Genomic DNA, 16134 nt, shown 5'->3' with positions numbered 1-16134 from the left:
TGCGCCATGAGCTTCGGCTTCGAAGTGCAACCTCTAGTCGCGGCTAATGGGTAGAGCTACGCAGAGAATTGCCAGAGACTCCCGTTGCGTTGCGGCATGCGCCTCATCCCTCAGACCAAAGTCCTGTGCTGCTCGCTCTAATGCCATACTCCTTCTTAGTTGGCTGAGAGGGGAGACTGTGCCACTCCGGATTTTGCACGTTAGTGACATTCACTTTAATGATAACGGTTGGGACGACGATCTCGACCAGAGAACGGAACTTGTCCGCGATGTTGCTTCTTACGTGGAAGCAAACGGGAAATTGGACGCTATTCTGGTAGGTGGAGACATAGCCTTCGGGGCTGAAGCGATACAGTATCGAGTCGCACGCGCGTGGATAGACGAGTTACTCGTCGCTGCTGGTGGACTGGGGGCGAGCGATGTATGGGTTGTCCCTGGGAACCATGATGTCTCCTGGGATGTGATTCGAAAGAGTCCCATCGCTCAAGACTTTCGGCAAGCGTTGTCGAGTTGCGAAGTGCAGGACATTGATCTTGTCTTGCAGACTCGACTTGCTCGCGATCCGAACGCTGCTGCGGTCCTGGCTCCCCTTGACGCTTATAATGACTTCGCGGCCAGTTTCGGGTGCGCAGTAACTGCAGAAGCACCCATGTGGAGTGATGACACCCTCGAGGTAGACGGCACAGTTCTGCGTCTAACGGGAATGAATTCGGCTATCACAAGCTACAATGACACCGCTGATCCAGCAACATTAAATTTAGTTGTAGGGACTCATCAAGCGCGTCTCGATCGCGAGCCCGAACTTATACACCTAGTAATGATGCATCACCCCCCCGACTGGCTCAGAGACTGGGATGCAATCGCACCGTATCTAAAGCGGGCGCATGTCGTTCTCTTTGGTCACGAACATGCGTACAGCTCGCGACAGCCGGATGGCGTGGGCGCGACGGTCCATGTCAACGCGGGTGCCGTCGCTCCAGAAAGACAAGCTGGCGGTGAACACGACCCCTTCTTGGCCTGCTACAACGTCCTCACACTTGCCAAAGCAGATGGCGGAATCGACGTGCTTGTTCAACCTCGATACTGGAACAAACTAACCACCCGCTTCGCAGGCCACCCCGCCGGCGACGAGCAGTATTTCGTTGCGGACGACCCAGCCGGTGGTGCGCTTCCTCCCCCGACCTTTGATGACAGCGAGGTTGACGAAGACCCTATTGCTGCTTCCCCGCTCGTGGAAGAATCTGGAGGAGCTCCTCTCGAGATCCTTCCGCGTGAGGCGCGCAAGGACCTCCGCCGCATCGCTGTCGCTTTTCTGCAACTACCCGTAACTCGCCGAAGAGAAATTGGTCGTCGACTCCAGGTGCTCGATGACGAGGATCTGTCTATTCCTGATCGTGAGCTTTGGAATATTGTGCTTAAACGTATTCGGACTCAAGAATTGATCGAACGACTCGAGGAGGAGCTCTAATGATTGCCGGTCCGACGCTCGATGAAATGGCTCAGTCGCTTTCCAGAGTGTCGATGGAGGTCAGTTCGGACGAGGTCCAGCGTCGCCTCTCAGCCGCGTTGGAAGTCGTCGAAAGAATTTCCCCTCTCGATGTCGCAGCCGTGGCTTTCGGTGCGCCGGCCCCGGATGCGTTTGCGTCGGTGGAAGCAATCGTCCAAACGCATGACAGCTCATGGATCTCCGGGCGTCGCACCGAAATTGTGCGCGTAGTGGCTGGCACAACCATTTTCGGGCTGCTGAGACAACCAGATACCGCGGTGCTAACGGCCCTCGCCTGCCAATCAGCGGTATATCTCGGTTACGACTCAGGCATGCCTGAAGTCATACAGAGTGCGGAACAGATTGTCCTGGGTGCGGGCGCTCAAGCGAGGTCGCGTACGACCTTGCCCCCGCTTGGCACTGCTCCAAGCAAGTTGCTGGCTGGGCAGCAAGAACTGTCCGGGCCAGACGCGGTGACCGCTATACGTGGGTTGTCTCGACGGTTTGAGGAGATCATCACGTACACGAATGGGCGCCTTGACCGACTAGATGAAGAGGTGAACGTCCTTTGGTGGGCAAGAAAACCCACTCCAAACAGGCTCGACCTACCCTGGCACGAACTGCCGGTGCTTACGCGCATTGCCAATGCCGTCACGGAAGTCTCAGAGTTTGTACATATCGCTCCGCCAACAAGAGGCACAATCGAGGTGCTATCGGAGGTCGTTGGAGGACTGGATCAGGAAGAGAGCGCTCTTCTTATCACGGTTGCAGAGGAGCTGGTGGAAGCTGGATGGGCTCCACGGAGGGTGGAGCATCACCTACTGCCGCTCTCGACTTTCGTTAGTGCTGTTCGCGATTATCCTCACGACAAGGTGGTGGCAGCTTCCGTTGTTGAGCGAAGCTCGGGACTAGCCGCTGCGCGTGATGCACCCATGCTCGGGCTCGACGAACAGATCCTTCGTGAGCATGCGATGTTGCAGGTCCTGGCGTGACTGGCGTGTTCTCAGCTCACGGTCGACGACGTTCGGTGTTGTCTCGTGACTTCTAATCCTCGTGACACGACGACCGAAACACCTGCAGAGTACGGCCCGGAACCCGCCGCCGACTCGGGCTCGGATGACGGTTTTGGCGATGACCTCGAATTCGATCTCGATGCTGACCAGCACGGGCCCGTCCAGCACTCTCCTGAGCGCGTTCGAATAGGCGGCGGCGACGGATTGTCCATGACTGAAGTGAACGACCTCGTCGGCTCCGTTCCATCAGTTGTGGTTCTGGTAGCGGGTGAGGCCAACGCCGGAAAGACAACGCTTCTGGTCGAGTTGTTTGCGCAGTTCTTGGCTGGGCCCGTGGCAGGTTGGAGGTACGCGGGATCTAACACCCTTCAAGGGTTCGACCGACGGCATAGGCCTGCCCGGGCGTCCTCAGGATCTTCAACGGCCACGACCGCGCGTACGCAGGACGATGATCTGCGTCATCTTCACCTCGCCCTTGCCACCGAAGACCGTCGAATCGAATTTGTCTTTTCCGACATCCGCGGCGAGATATTTGAAGGAATTATCGATGGCCAGCCGGCGCGTGAAGATCTACCCTTCCTTCCACGTGTCGATTTTTGCCTCGTCTTGCTAGATGGTGAGCAAATGGGGCGGCGGTCTTTCCGAGATTTACAAGTTCTTCGCGGTCGACAACTCGTGAGCGGTCTGCTCGAAGCTGACGCCATGAGAGATGGCTCGGAGATCATGGTGATTGCCACCAAGGCCGACACCCTAGATAAAGATGTCCGATCAGAGGTTGAGCAAGAACTCCACCAATTTGAAACACTTCTTGGGACGCGATCAGTGAGCCTGAAAGTGCACACTCTTAGCGCAAGGCCCGCCGACGGATCGCCATCCTTTGGCCTTCCACACCTCCTGAATTATTTGACGAAGAAGGAAGACGGCATTGGATTTACCGGCCATCGTGCCGAGGTGCAGGGCAGATATTACTGGAGGGGGAGTCTGTGAGCACCGTTGACTCCATTGGAGCTGTGTTAGTAGGGCTCCCGCACGCGGGAAAATCCAGCTATCTTGCGCTTCTGTATCTGGCCATTCTCAAGAGAGAACGTTGCTCTATCGAGCTTGCGACATCCAAAGATGATCGTGAACACGTCAACGCACTGATGCAGGCGCTTCTCATGTGCAAGGAAGCGCCCCGAACCGAAGTGGCTCAAAAAAAGGGTCTAAAGCTGTCAATACGCGACAGAAACGGCTCTGAGGGCGTGCTGGAGATCCCAGACCTGTCTGGAGAGACCTGGCAGGACGTTCTGGAAACTGCGAGCGTAGATGTTGGCCTGTCAGAAGAGATGGGGCGAGCCGCGGCTGCCGTAATTTTCCTTCACGTAGGTGACTTCACTGCAGATCCCCTTATATCCGAGGTCAACGCGGGTGCAGATGCGCTAGGTGCGGAGGCCACGCCGGAGGGGGTAAGTCCTTCATCGCATGGGCCGTCACAGGTCGACATAGCGCAGCTACTGCAATCCGTCGATGAGCTTGCCGGAGGCTCCTGCGATATAAGTATAGTGCTTTCGGCCTTCGATCTCGTGGATTCCGTAGCTCCCCGGCAGTGGCTTGACGATAATGCGCCCCTGCTGAGTCAGTATATATACGCGAATCGCACGCGGAGACACATTCGTGTGTTTGGCCTGAGTGCACAAGGCGGCGACTTTGCGACTGACAGCGAGAGTCTATCGAAAAGAGATGGACTGGAGCGTGCGTCGGTCGTCGATGAGGATGGCGAGCGTGTGGACGTTGACGAACCGATTTTGGGTGGTCGCACATGACCAGACGGCAACTTGATCAAGCGCTTTTCGGGTACGACCGGGGGCACCGACTCCTCAGTGCTTCCACCACCATTGATGAAGAGTCCAGCCGCATCCTTCGGGTTGTTACCGATATGAGTTTTGAAGGGCGCAGTGAGTCTTTCCTCTCTGTTCTTCCCCTACCCGCGGCAAAGGCGCATGCTTTCATACGTTCCTGGCCGGCAGGGCTGTGGATGCGGCCCGGTGCTGTTTGGTCCCGCGTGGCTATTCTTGCGTGGCAAGACCTGGACGAAATGACAAATTTTTCGGATGTGATCGCAGCTATTAGTCCGGTCGATATTTCAGACGCCCGAACCCTTGATGAGCTTGCTTTCGACTACATGCGACCGTTGGTTATCGAAACGCACGGCGGAGTTAGCGATCCTGTGCATGTCAAGAACAGTTCCCTAGACGTAGGCGCTCTCTTGAGTGGCCTCTACTCCTCAAGCCGTCCTATCATTTTGCCGTGCCCCGATCCTCGCCGGGAGGAAATGGTGCTGCTTAACCTCTTCTCCCAGCAGTGGCCACGCTTGCGGCGGTCTTTTGCGTTTCGAACGCGCTACCGATCCTCAGACTCCGCAGTGACTTTCGATGTTGAAATTGTCGAGAAGAAAGACAGGGTTTCTAGTCTGCCGCCCGTGAGGGAGTGGGCAACATCTTTGGCTGAAGGTCTCGATGGGGCTCGCCCCAGTTTAAACGTGTTCCTACAGAGGTATGGTGCGGATAGTCGGCGGGGACGGCGTGATATGTCGGTGCTCGTTAGGATGCACGATGCGCTGATTGGGGCGCAGGATGGGCGAGGGGCGACAGCAATACTTTTCGCGGAGTTTCCCTCAAAGCAAGACATGGGACGCCTTAAGCACGACATCTTCTCGGAACAAGGGCTTTTGCCTCTCGCAGAATCTGAACGTGTTGCGCTTGCTGTCGAGAATTCACAGGGTCTGAGTCTTGGCGAGCTTCAGATCGGTCGTAGACTCGTGCGGCTTGTGCTTCGCGGCGGGACGATCGCAGCTGCAGAACATGCTTCGGATTTCGCGGAGATACCGGATGAACAGATAGACGCGCTCTTGATGGACATTGCGGACCATCTAGATGGCGACAGTATTCTTGTATTTGCAGAAATACACGAGGATCTTGCACTACTTGTGGCTGCTCGTCGACCTGAGTTTCTCGAAAGCGCTGACCTATGGGAGGCGCTCGAGAGCGAGGCGGTGGGAGAAGTCTTTGGGTCTATCTCCGCGGAGGCTCAGCAGAGAATTTTGCGGCAACTGCTCGTAGCGGGGGCCATAAGGCCTCTGGTCTTGGCTTGTAATGCGCATCTAGGCGCATGGTGGCAACTCGTTGCAATCGCTAGCCAAGAACCAACAACGGTTGCTGGGGTAGCCGACCAGGCCGCCACGCTGCGAGTTGTTCTCGAGCGAGTGGGAATGGCCGGTCTGTCTGGACATCCTGCCCGGATGGTGACCGGATACTATGCCGTCACTGTCCTTCTGTCGGCCCCCTTACAGGCTGGACTATGGCGTCGCGTCAAGACACGAGATTGGCTTAGTGCACTCGCCGCTGCTCAAAACGGAGACCTTGGCAACGTGCCTGGGTATGTGCTTGATCGTCTCATGGCCGTCTGCCTGGTTTCGGGTGCTCAGGGTAGCGATGCGGCGCTTCGCAAGAAGTCTTGGGAGCTTGCTTTCCCACGCCTCCACGATGCGCTGCGAAATTCTCGATTTGATGGAGAGAGCTGGTCGGTATTGAGTGCAGCGCTACCCTCAGGACCCGAGTGGGACCGCTGTTACCGACTTCGCCGCGGTGCCGTTGCGGAAATACGCCGCGATGATTGGGGGGCCAATTCATCGAGCCGCCTGATCGCGTCGGCAGGTCGCGATGCTCGTGACATGCTTGATCAACTTGACCGTCGCCGGAAAGCGCGAAAAGGCTGGGTCGAAGATGTTTTGCGACTAATTGGTATGAAATAAATCTGGCTCGAAATCGCCTCTCTGGATGTCGCGGGTCGTCGAGGTCATGGCAGCTGCCGTCGATTGACGAGCGCGGCCTACTGTGCAGAAAAAGGCGTCAGCTAAACCTGGACACGCATCAGCCTCTGCCCATGCCTTGAATGCCCGTCTGGCGGTGAGGTGCTAGGCGCAAGTGCAAGTGCAAGTGCAAGTGCAAGTGCAAGTGCAAGTGCAAGTGCAAGTGCAAGTGCAAGTGGTGTGTGCGGCGGTTCTCATTGGCCGGATCGCGACCACCGCCCACACATCCACCCCCACCCGAGTTGACTCGTGGTGCCCCCCTCGCCGCCCAGGGGGAGAACCGCGACCCCGGGGCGGCCCGCCGCAGACGTCGGGCCTGCACCCCACGGAAGGAACCACCCATGAGCATGGAAGGCGCGGCCTGGAGCTCGCTCTACAAGATCTCGTCCGCGAGGGACGGCAAGCACGGCATCTCGCGCGAGTCCGTCAAGCGGATCATGACGTTCGCCGTGCCCTACCGGGCGAAGCTCGTCGTCTTCATCGCGCTCTCCGTCGTGGGGGCGTTCCTCGCCGTCGCGACCCCGGTGCTGGCCGGCCGCGTGGTCGACGTCATCGTCGCGAAAGGCGAGGTCTCGATGATCGTCCGGCTCGCCGTCCTCATCGCCGCCGTGGCCGTCGCCGACGCCGTCGTGTCGCTCATCACCCGCTGGTACTCGGCGCGGATCGGCGAAGGCGTCATCCTCGACCTCCGCACCGCGGTCTTCAACCACGTCCAGAAGATGCCGATCGCGTTCTTCACCCGCACCCGCACGGGCGCCCTCGTCAGCCGCCTCAACAACGACGTCATCGGCGCCCAACAGGCCTTCAGCGGCACGCTCTCCGGCGTCGTCACCAACGTCGTCGCACTGATCCTCACCCTCATCGTCATGCTCAGCACCTCCTGGCTGGTGACAGTGCTCGCCGTCATCATGCTGCCGATCTTCCTGATCCCCGCACGCCGCATGGGCAGCCGCCTCGCCGCCCTGCGCCGCGAGGCCGCCGACCACAACTCCGCGATGAGCACCCAGATGACCGAGCGCTTCTCGGCCCCGGGCGCCACCCTCGTCAAGCTCTTCGGCCGTCCCGACGAGGAGGCGGAGGAGTTCCGGGTGCGCGCCGCCCGTGTCCGAGACATCGGGGTCCGCAGTGCCCTGCTGCAGTTCGTCTTCGTCACCGCGTTGACGCTCGTCTCCGCCCTGGCCCTCGCTCTCGTCTACGGCCTCGGCGGCTTCCTCGCCCTCGCCGGCCAGCTCGACACCGGCGAGGTCGTCACCCTGGCGCTCCTCCTCACCCGTCTCTACGTGCCGCTGACCGGCCTCGCGAGCGCCCGCGTCGAGATCATGAGCGCCGTCGTCAGCTTCGAGCGCGTCTTCGAGGTGCTCGACCTCAAGCCGCTGATCCAGGAGAAGCCGGCCGCCTCCTCCGTCCCCGAGGGTCCGGTGAGCGTCGAGTTCGACGACGTCCGGTTCGCGTACCCGTCCGCGGACAAGGTCTCGCTCGCCTCCTTGGAGGAGGTCTCGACCCTCGACACCCGCGGCGGCGAGGAGGTGCTGCACGGCGTCTCGTTCCGCATCGAGCCGGGACAGACCGTCGCGCTCGTGGGCACGTCGGGTGCGGGCAAGTCCACGATCGCCCAGCTGCTCTCGCGCCTGTACGACGTCGACAGCGGTGCCGTGCGCCTCGCCGGCGCCGACGTGCGCGACGTGACCTTCGCCTCCATGCGTCACACCCTGGGCATGGTGACGCAGGACGGCCACCTGTTCCACGAGACCATCCTCAGCAACCTGCGCCTGGCCAGGCCGGAGGCGACCGAGGACGAGGTGTGGGACGCCGTCCGTCGTGCGCGGCTCGAGCCTCTGCTCCGCTCGCTGCCGGACCAGCTCGACACGATGGTGGGGGAGCGGGGCTACCGCCTCTCAGGAGGCGAGCGTCAGCGGATGACGATCGCGCGCCTCCTGCTCGCCCAGCCTCGCGTCGTCATCCTCGACGAGGCGACCGCGGCGCTCGACTCGACGTCGGAGGCCGCCGTGCAGGCAGCGCTGAGCGAGGCGCTCGAGGGGCGGACGGCGATGGTGATCGCCCACCGCCTCTCCACGATCCGCAGCGCGGACCTGATCCTCGTGGTCGAGGACGGCTCCATCGTCGAGCGCGGCACGCACGACGAGCTGCTCGCCGCGGCCGGCCGCTACGAGGAGCTGCACCGCACCCAGTTCGCCGTGCAGAAGGACGTCGCGCCCGACGAGGAGGCGGCGGTCCGGCCGTAGGACCGCGCAGGCCACGGAACGCCGACGGGCCCGCCGCCCTCCCGCAGGGGGAGGGCGACGGGCCCGTCGTCGGTGGTCAGTGCTGGACGCGGCTGCGGCGGACGCGGAGGCGCACGACCGTCAGGGCGGCACCGGCGGCCAGGAGGCCGGCGGCGAGGGCGAAGAGGCCGTCAGCGGGCGCGCTGCCGGTGTAGGCGAGGTTGCCCGCAGTGGCGACCGGCGTCGTGCCGGACGCTGCCGGCACGACGGCGGCGGTGCTCCGCACCTCGACCGAGATCGACGCCGTGAAGCCGGCGAGCGAGACTGCCATGTTCCGCGACCCGGGCCCGTTGAAGGTCACCATGGGGAATCCGCTCGGGGCGAGGCCGATGACGTCGCGCGGTCCGTTCGTGGTCACGGTGGTGCGCACGGTCTCGTCGGCGTAGTCCTCGAACGGGATCGGGTTCTCGAACCGGTCGACGACATAAGCGCTCGCGTCGGCCCCGGCGCCGTCGTCGAGGCTCAGCGTGCTGCTGCTGCCGTCGAGAGAGGAGGCGCGGGCGAACTGCTGGTCCACCCCGATGACGTTCGCAGTCGTGCCGACCGTGACGAGGATGCCCGCCGGCGCAGCAGGTGCGACCTCGAGGTCGACGACGAGGAGCTCGCCGATGCCCACCATGTTCAGGGGCGTCACGCCGAAGGAGAAGAAGCCGGAGGAGGTGCTGGTCCCCGAGATCGTGAGGGAGCCAGGAGCCTGGGTCACCGTGGCGCCCTCGGGCAGGGTCGCGACGAGCGTGCTGGGGGCGGCGACGATCTCGATGCTGGGCGCAGGATCGCCCGAGGCCTCCCACGTGAACGAGAACGGCTCGCCCGCGACGACCGTGAGGTCGGTGCCGGGCTGTGCGGTGAAGGCGGGGGCGACGCCCGCGGCGACGCGACGCTCGCTCACGACGGTCGTCGGCTCGTCGTCGACGCCCGGGCCCGTGCCGGTGACGGCGACCTCGACGACGCGACCGATGTCCGCTCGGACGAGGGTGTACGTCGCGGCGGTCGCGCCCTCGATCGCCGCGCCGTCACGGGTCCACTGGTAGGTGAAGGTCGTGCCGTCGGGCCAGCCGTCGGTGACGGCGGTCTGGAGGTCGCCGAACTCGGTCGTGCCCGCGATGGTCACGGTGCCGGGCTCGGTGGCGGCGGCGATGCCGACCGCCTCGTCCGTGCCGGGGGCAGGGGCAGGGGCGGGGGCCGGGGCCGATGCGTCGTCGGCCGCGGGAGCGTCGATCGGAGCGGACTCGACCGGTCCGGACTCGGCAGGCTCTGCCTCGACAGGCACCTCGGCGGGCGCGGACTCGACCGGGGCCGGTGCGGCCTCGGCCGCCTGGGCTGCCGCGTCGGGAACGGGAGCAGACGTCGGGTCGGCCGCCGCGCCTCCGTCGTCGGGCACTGCTGCCGCGGTCGAGCTCGAGACCGGCGCCGCCGACGCCATCGGCGCGGACAGTGCCGTCCCCCCCAGCATCACGGCGACGACGGACGGCAGGACCAGTGCGGTGAGCACGGATCTCTTCATGGTTCCCCCTTGTACGGATGATCGACGCGAGCCTCGTGCTCGCCCCCGACGAGCCCGGTGACCAGGTGGTCGTGGGGCCCTGTGGCCTACCGTACGAGCCGGTTCGTCTCTCCGGGCGCCGCGTTACCAACCTGTTGCCGGATGTCATCCGCTCGATCGAGGAAAGATCATCTCCGGGTCGTGTCAGGTTCCGCGCTGCGGCGACAGGGCGGTGTCCCGGTCAGGCGCGGGCGGCTCGCACGTAGGCGACGATCGCGTTCGCGTGGCCGTGGCCCATGCCGTGCTCGGACTTCAACCACGCGACGACCTGCATGTGGGCGTCTTGGTCGAGCCGCTCGTTCACGAGATCGAGCCACTCCTGGATCGGACGCCCGTAGGTCTTCTCGATGCTCGGGAAGTACGACGCGGGGCCCTTCAGCTTCGACCCGTCGGCGGGCGGCTCGGGCGCGAGGACACGGTCTCCGGTCATGGCTCAGAGGGTAGCGGGCGGACTCGCCGAGTCCGTCGTGTTCCGTCTCGTTCCGAGCACCCCGTCTCGCCAGGACGCGACGGGATGCTCGGAACGAGACCGCGTCAGGGCGTCGCGCCCTGCCCACCGGTCTCGAGCGCCCACGCGGTCACGTGCACGACCGACCCCTCGACGACGTCGAGCTCGACGGGCCACGAGCCGCGTGCGTCGGTCGGGAAGGGCGCCGCGAAGAGGGTCCTCGCGACGAGGGCGCCGGAGGTGGCGCCCGCGTCCCAGCCCAGTGTCGTGACGGCCGAGGCCCCGGCGGGCAGCTCGAACTGGTCGTAGCCCGGGTCCTCCGCGAGGAACGACGCGCCCTGCTCGACGGTGACCGCGAGCTCGTTGCCGTTCTGGTCGGCGAACGCGACGTCGGGATAGCCCTCGACGACGCACGCGGCATCCGTGAAGTTCGTCAGCCGCAGCGTCTGGCTGCGGTGACCCGTCGCCGCGCCGGTCTCCCCGAGCAGCAGCATGGCCTGGTCCCGGGTGCACCACGACGGGTCGCGGTCCGGATCACGGTCGGGATCCAGCGTCGGGACGGGCGTGCCCTCGGCGTACGGGTCGGGGAGGGCGCCCAGGCCGGGGTCCGCGCCCTCGGCGACCGCCGCCTCCTGCGCGGACACGACGCGTGCCGCACGCTGCCCGAGCGCGCCGGTGGCGACGACCGCAGCGGCCGCGACGACGGCGGTCGTGACGAGGACCGCCTGCCGCCGACGGGCGGCGGAGCCCGTCGGAGGGGTCGTCCGGTCGTCGGGCCCGGAAGGCGATGTGGCCGTGCCCGTCGCGTGCCGCCGGACGAGCAGGGCAGGCAGCCAGCCCTGCACCACTCCCCACCAGGCGCCGACGGTCGCGTCCGTGCCCAGGCCGTCGAGGAGCATGCGGAGGCGCGGTGCCGGGAGCGCGCCCACGATCGTCGCGAGGTCCAGGGCGAGGCCGGCCGAGCCTCCTGCCAGGACGAGCGCGAACCAGGCGAGCGCGAACCGCGCGGTGCGGTCGTCGACCCGACCGGCGAGCGGGACGAGGAGGCGCGCGACGAGGAAGACGACGGCTGCGGCCAGCAGCGTCGTGCCCACGCCCCAAGCCCAGGGGCGCACCCCGGGCGAGAACGGGATGGTCGCGGGCAGGACCGCGCCGACGCTGGCCGGGAGCAGTCCGCTCCAGCTGACGGCGACGGCCAGGCCTCCGCTCACGAGCCACAGCGCCGCGCCCGTCGCTGCTGTCCTCACGGCGCCGGGTCGGGACGTGTGCGGGGGAAGCCGGGCGTCACCATCGGTCATGAGACGAGTCCATCACGTCGGCACGTCGGCATCATCCACCGGGGGGAGCATCGCGGGTCGAGTCGGGCCGGGCCGGGTCGGGTCGGGTCGAGTCAGGTCGAGTCGGGTCGGGTCGAGGGCGTCATGCTCGACGAAGGACGTGTCGGTCGTTCGACGGCCTGCAGGCAGCCTCAGCCGACGCTGCCAGGATGCTGCGCTCGAAGCCGGCCTGCCCGCTGCGTGACGGCCGACAGGACGGAGGCCGCGGCGAGTGCTGCGTAGACCAGCGCCGAGACGACCGCGACGGCGGCTCCGTCGTCGCCGGCGGCGAGGGCGAGGACCGTGCTCAGCCCCTGGAGGACGAAGAACCCCGCCATCACGATGCTCGAGGTCGTCCCGCCGGTGAGGCGCCACGCCGGACGAGGAGGGGCGGTCGGCTCGCCGTCCGCTCGGAAGGTGCGCCCGCAGAAGACGACCGTGGCGACGGTGACGGCCAGGAGCGTGAGGGCCCCGGCCGTGGGGCCGAGCAGGGACATCGCGAAGAACCCGAGGGCGAAGCCGAGGATGACCGCCACCAGGACGATGCCGACCTTCGACGTGGCCGAGGTGATGCGGAGTGCCATGTCGCTCCCGTCGTGGTGGGACGTGTGGGTCACTCGACTCTACGGGCGGCCGTGACTTCTCGACGGTCGTGCGCTATGTTCATATGTAAGCACATGAGGGCCGCGACAGGGCGGGCCCGACTCCACGATCAGCAAGGTGTACAGCGACGTATGACCGACACCACCACCTCCGCGACGTCCGCGCCCCTCGACCTCGTCACCATCGGACGCTCGGGCGTCGATCTCTACCCGCTGCAGGACGGCGTCGGTCTCGAGCAGGTCGAGACGTTCGGCAAGTACCTCGGCGGCAGTGCCGCCAACGTGACCGTCGCCGCCGCCCGGCACGGCCTCCGGACCGCGATCATCACCCGCACCGGCGACGACCCCTTCGGCCGCTTCGTCTCGGGCGAGCTCGAGCGCCTCGGGGTCTCGACCCGCTTCGTCCGCACGGTGCCCGACCTCAACACCCCGGTCACGTTCTGCGAGATCTTCCCGCCCGACGACTTCCCCCTCTACTTCTACCGGGCGCCCAAGGCTCCCGACATGGTCGTGAACGCCGACGAGCTCGACCTCGACGCGATCACCGACGCCCGCATCTTCTGGGCCACCGTCACCGGCCTCTCCGAGGACCCGAGCCGGACGGCTCACCACGCTGCCTGGGAGGCTCGCGGACGCACGCCGCTCACGATCCTCGACCTCGACTACCGGCCCATGTTCTGGTCGTCGCCCGACGACGCCCGGCGCGAGGTGTCGCTGGCCCTCGAGCACGTCAGCGTGGCCGTCGGCAACCGCGAGGAGTGCGAGATCGCCGTCGGCGAGACCGACCCGCACCGTGCCGCCGACGCGCTGCTCGACCGCGGTCTCGACCTGGCGATCGTGAAGCAGGGCCCGCGCGGCGTGCTCGCGAAGACCCGCGACGAGACCGTGGAGGTGCCGCCCCACTTCGTCGAGGTCGTCAACGGCCTCGGCGCGGGCGACGGCTTCGGCGGTGCGCTCTGCCACGGGCTTCTGCAAGAGGACTGGTCGCTGCGGGACGTCCTCCGCTTCGCCAACGTCGCCGGCGCGATCGTCGCCAGCCGCCGCGAGTGCTCGACCGCCATGCCCTCGACCGCCGAGGTCGACGAGATCGTGAGGAGCATCGCCCATGTCGACGCCTGAGGTCACCACCACCAGCCCCGGCCTCGCCGCCGCCTCCCTCGACTTCGAGGCGCTGCGCCACGCCCGCACCTTCGCCCCGCAGACCGTGCTGCCCCGGGTGCGCGACCGCGCTCGCCGGTCGCTGCTCGCCGACGACGGCCGCCTCTTCATCGTCGCCGCCGACCACCCGGCCCGTGGGGCGCTCGGCGTCCGCGACGACCCCGCGGCGATGGCCGACCGCTACGAGATGCTCACCCGCCTCGTCACCGCCCTCTCGCGACCGGGCGTCGACGGCGTGCTCGGCACGCCCGACGTCATCGAGGACCTCGCCCTGCTCGGCGCCCTCGAGGGCAAGGTCGTGGTCGGCTCGATGAACCGCGGCGGCCTCAAGGGCGCCTCGTTCGAGATGGACGACCGGTTCACCGGCTACGACGTGCCGAGCATCGTCGCGTCGGGCATCGACTTCGCCAAGCTGCTGATCAGGATCAACCTCGGCGACGCCGCGACCGCGGCCACCCTCGAGTCGACCGCCCGCGCCGTCGACGCCGCCGCGGCGGCACAGGTGCCGATCATGCTCGAGCCGTTCGTGAGCCGCTGGGTCGACGGCGCCGTCGAGAACGACCTCACGCCGGAGGCGGTCGTCACGTCCGTCGCCATCGCCTCGGGCCTCGGTGCCACGTCCGCCTGGTCGTGGCTCAAGCTCCCCGTCGTGCCCGAGATGGAGCGGGTGATGGCGTCGACGACGCTGCCGACCCTCCTCCTCGGCGGCGATCCCTCCGGCCGCCCCGACGAGACCTACGCGTCGTGGGAAGCCGCGCTCGGCCTGCCCGGCGTCCGCGGCCTCGTCGTCGGCCGCACCCTGCTGTACCCGGCCGACGGCGACGTGGTCGCCGCGGTCGACACCGCCGCCGCGCTCGTGCACGGCTGATCCCTCCCGAGAAGAGAAGCAGGACCATGTCTGACACCCTGACGAACGCTGCCGACACCGCCGCCGACCTGCCCGTCGTCCCGCACTGGATCGACGGCCGCGAGTCGCCGTCGACCTCCGGCCGCACGGCCCCCGTCTACGACCCGGCGCTCGGCGTCGTGACGAAGCACGTCGCCCTCGCTGACGACGCTGAGATCGCCGCGGCGATCGCCTCGGCCCAGGCCGCGTTCCCCGCCTGGCGTGATCTCTCGCTCGCCAAGCGCCAGCAGATCCTCTTCCGGTTCCGCGAGCTGCTCGAGGCGAAGAAGGGCGAGCTCGCCGAGATCATCACCTCCGAGCACGGCAAGGTCGTCTCCGACGCGCTCGGCGAGATCACCCGCGGCCAGGAGGTCGTCGAGTTCGCGACCGGCCTCGCGCACCACCTCAAGGGCGAGTACTCCGAGCAGGTGTCGACCGGCGTCGACGTCTACTCGACGAAGCAGCCGCTGGGCGTCGTCGGCGTCATCTCGCCCTTCAACTTCCCCGCGATGGTGCCGATGTGGTTCTTCCCCATCGCCATCGCCGCCGGCAACACCGTCATCCTGAAGCCGTCCGAGAAGGATCCCTCCGCCGCGCTCTGGCTCGCTGCCCTCTGGTCCGAGGCCGGGCTGCCCGACGGCGTCTTCTCGGTGCTGAACGGCGACAAGCAGGCCGTCGACGGGCTGCTCACGCACCCGCACGTCCGCGCCGTCTCGTTCGTCGGCTCCACCCCGATCGCCCGGTACGTCTCCGAGACGGGCACGGCCAACCACAAGCGCGTGCAGGCCCTCGGCGGCGCGAAGAACCACATGCTCGTGCTGCCCGACGCCGACCTCGACCTCGTCGCCGACTCCGCCATCAACGCCGGCTTCGGCTCGGCGGGCGAGCGCTGCATGGCGATCTCCGTCGTCGTCGCGGTCGAGCCCGTCGCCGACGAGCTGATCGTCAAGATCAAGGACCGTGCGGCGAAGCTGCGCATCGGCGACGGTCGTCGCGGCTGCGACATGGGCCCCCTGGTGACCGAGCAGCACCGCGACAAGGTCGCCTCCTACATCGCGATCGCCGAGGAGGACGGCGCCGAGGTCGTCATCGACGGCCGCGGCATCGATGTCGACGGCGACGCCGCGGGCTTCTGGCTCGGACCGACCCTGCTCGACAAGGTCCCCACCACGTCGCGGGCCTACACGGAGGAGATCTTCGGACCGGTCCTCTCGATCGTGCGCGTCGCCTCCTACGAGGACGGCGTCGCCCTGATCAACGACGGCGCGTTCGGCAACGGCACGGCGATCTTCACGAACGACGGAGGTGCGGCGCGGCGCTTCCAGAACGAGGTGCAGGTCGGGATGATCGGCATCAACGTGCCGATCCCGGTGCCCGTCGCGACGTTCTCGTTCGGCGGCTGGAAGGACTCGCTCTTCGGCGACACGAAGGCCCACGGTGCCGAGGGCGTCCGGTTCTTCACCCAGCAGAAGGCGATCACCTCGCGCTGGCTCGACCCGTCGCACGGCGGCGTCGACCTCGGGTTCCCGCAGAACTGAGCCGCCAGGACCGAG

Annotated in this window: 13 protein-coding genes; 9 read left to right on the top strand and 4 right to left on the bottom strand. The window is 66.0% G+C overall.

The features are described 5' to 3' along the window. Positions 1-178: 178 nt before the first annotated feature. From EDF20_RS15000 to EDF20_RS14975, 6 genes are all read left to right on the top strand, one after another. On the top strand, positions 179-1468 hold the full coding sequence (locus tag EDF20_RS15000; RefSeq protein ID WP_166644846.1) for a metallophosphoesterase: 1290 nt from the start codon (positions 179-181) through the stop codon (positions 1466-1468). Then, positions 1468-2478, top strand: a complete 1011-nt coding sequence (locus EDF20_RS14995; protein ID WP_133739244.1) for a GTPase-associated system all-helical protein GASH — start codon at positions 1468-1470, stop codon at positions 2476-2478. Before EDF20_RS15000 ends, EDF20_RS14995 begins: the two co-directional genes overlap by 1 nt. Positions 2479-2523: 45 nt before the next feature. Continuing rightward, positions 2524-3486 (top strand): hypothetical protein, encoded by a 963-nt coding sequence (locus tag EDF20_RS14990; protein ID WP_133739243.1) that lies wholly within the window; start codon positions 2524-2526, stop codon positions 3484-3486. Continuing rightward, on the top strand, positions 3483-4301 hold the full coding sequence (locus EDF20_RS14985) for a hypothetical protein (protein ID WP_133739242.1): 819 nt from the start codon (positions 3483-3485) through the stop codon (positions 4299-4301). The genes EDF20_RS14990 and EDF20_RS14985 overlap by 4 nt, the downstream gene beginning before the upstream one ends. Continuing rightward, entirely contained in the window at positions 4298-6289 is a 1992-nt protein-coding gene (locus EDF20_RS14980; protein ID WP_279586178.1) for a hypothetical protein, read from the top strand. Before EDF20_RS14985 ends, EDF20_RS14980 begins: the two co-directional genes overlap by 4 nt. A gap of 398 nt (positions 6290-6687) precedes the next feature. Then, on the top strand, positions 6688-8589 hold the full coding sequence (locus EDF20_RS14975; protein ID WP_133739240.1) for an ABC transporter ATP-binding protein: 1902 nt from the start codon (positions 6688-6690) through the stop codon (positions 8587-8589). Between the two features lie 76 nt (positions 8590-8665). Here the strand turns inward: EDF20_RS14975 and EDF20_RS14970 are convergent, their stop codons facing one another. The 4 genes from EDF20_RS14970 to EDF20_RS14955 form a co-directional block, all read right to left on the bottom strand. Continuing rightward, on the bottom strand, positions 8666-10132 hold the full coding sequence (locus EDF20_RS14970) for a hypothetical protein (RefSeq protein ID WP_133739239.1): 1467 nt from the start codon (positions 10130-10132) through the stop codon (positions 8666-8668). Positions 10133-10352: 220 nt separating this feature from the next. Then, entirely contained in the window at positions 10353-10601 is a 249-nt protein-coding gene (locus tag EDF20_RS14965; protein WP_133739238.1) for a DUF4287 domain-containing protein, read from the bottom strand. 104 nt (positions 10602-10705) lie between these two features. Then, the gene (locus EDF20_RS14960; RefSeq protein ID WP_133739237.1) at positions 10706-11917 is read right to left on the bottom strand and encodes a DUF4232 domain-containing protein; all 1212 of its coding nucleotides are present in this window, start codon (positions 11915-11917) and stop codon (positions 10706-10708) included. A 170-nt stretch (positions 11918-12087) separates the two neighbouring features. After that, on the bottom strand, positions 12088-12519 hold the full coding sequence (locus tag EDF20_RS14955; RefSeq protein ID WP_133739236.1) for a hypothetical protein: 432 nt from the start codon (positions 12517-12519) through the stop codon (positions 12088-12090). A 150-nt stretch (positions 12520-12669) separates the two neighbouring features. Here EDF20_RS14955 and iolC point away from each other — a divergent pair, with 150 nt between their 5' ends. Genes iolC through EDF20_RS14940 form a run of 3 tightly spaced genes read left to right on the top strand, consistent with a single transcriptional unit; the run spans position 12670 to position 16119 of the window. Beyond that, the gene (gene iolC, locus EDF20_RS14950) at positions 12670-13656 is read left to right on the top strand and encodes a 5-dehydro-2-deoxygluconokinase (RefSeq protein WP_133739235.1); all 987 of its coding nucleotides are present in this window, start codon (positions 12670-12672) and stop codon (positions 13654-13656) included. After that, positions 13643-14563 carry a deoxyribose-phosphate aldolase gene (locus tag EDF20_RS14945; RefSeq protein ID WP_133739234.1) on the top strand — a complete coding sequence of 307 codons (921 nt, stop codon included), beginning with the start codon at positions 13643-13645 and terminating at the stop codon, positions 14561-14563. The genes iolC and EDF20_RS14945 overlap by 14 nt, the downstream gene beginning before the upstream one ends. A 26-nt stretch (positions 14564-14589) precedes the next feature. After that, the gene (locus EDF20_RS14940; protein WP_133739233.1) at positions 14590-16119 is read left to right on the top strand and encodes a CoA-acylating methylmalonate-semialdehyde dehydrogenase; all 1530 of its coding nucleotides are present in this window, start codon (positions 14590-14592) and stop codon (positions 16117-16119) included. Positions 16120-16134 lie beyond the last annotated feature (15 nt).

It is taken from the genome of Frigoribacterium sp. PhB116, assembly GCF_004364285.1.
Taxonomy (GTDB): domain Bacteria; phylum Actinomycetota; class Actinomycetes; order Actinomycetales; family Microbacteriaceae; genus Frigoribacterium.
Note: the sequence above shows the minus strand (reverse complement) of the source record. Positions and strands in the feature narration are given on the sequence as shown.